The sequence below is a fragment of the Salinimicrobium oceani genome (assembly GCF_012037645.1).
In genome coordinates this window covers 1-589 of sequence record NZ_JAAVJR010000251.1, presented here as the reverse complement: position 1 = coordinate 589, position 589 = coordinate 1, and the positions used below count along the sequence as shown (strand labels likewise).

The following is a 589-nucleotide window of genomic DNA, read 5'->3' as shown; positions in this document are numbered from 1 at the left end:
AGCCCATCAAACCAAAGTTCTCCCCGTCTTTTGGAGCGGCAAGTCTAACAGAACGATATCCTATCGCACCCGCACAAAGCAGTGGTGCCGCATGTACATCACTAAGTGCTTCAGGAATTCTTACGGCGAAATCTTCCCCGATACACATATATTCAGCATAAGCCCCATTGGCGTCTCTTCCGGTTGCCCTGAAATTTTCACAAAGATTCTCTAATCCGGAAGCGCAAAAATGACATTTCCCGCAGGCAGAATAGATCCAGGCAACTCCCACCCGGTCTCCCGGTCGTAATTTTCTGCATCCACTCCCGCAGTTTTCCACTATTCCCACCCCCTGGTGCCCCGGTATGATGGGGAAAAAAGCAGGCATGGCTCTGCCTTCGATCTCATCGATCTCGGTATGACAAACTCCGCAGACATTCAGCTTTATAAGGATCTCCTTTTCTCCCGGTTCTGGTTTGGGTACTTCAGCAAAGACCAGTGGTTGTGAGTCCTGATCCATGTCTACCACCTTTTTTAATAACATCGCTTTCATGATCAAGAATTTTGATTGATGATTATTAGGGGGGCAATTGGTGAGGGAAGAGATCCG

Annotated in this window: 1 protein-coding gene; it reads right to left on the bottom strand. The window is 48.2% G+C overall.

Translation table 11 applies throughout. The annotated features are described in order from the left end of the window. On the bottom strand, window positions 1-532 hold a 532-nt coding region (locus HC175_RS16555), incomplete at its 3' end, for an alcohol dehydrogenase catalytic domain-containing protein (RefSeq protein WP_168139476.1). Between the last annotated feature and the right edge of the window lie 57 nt (window positions 533-589).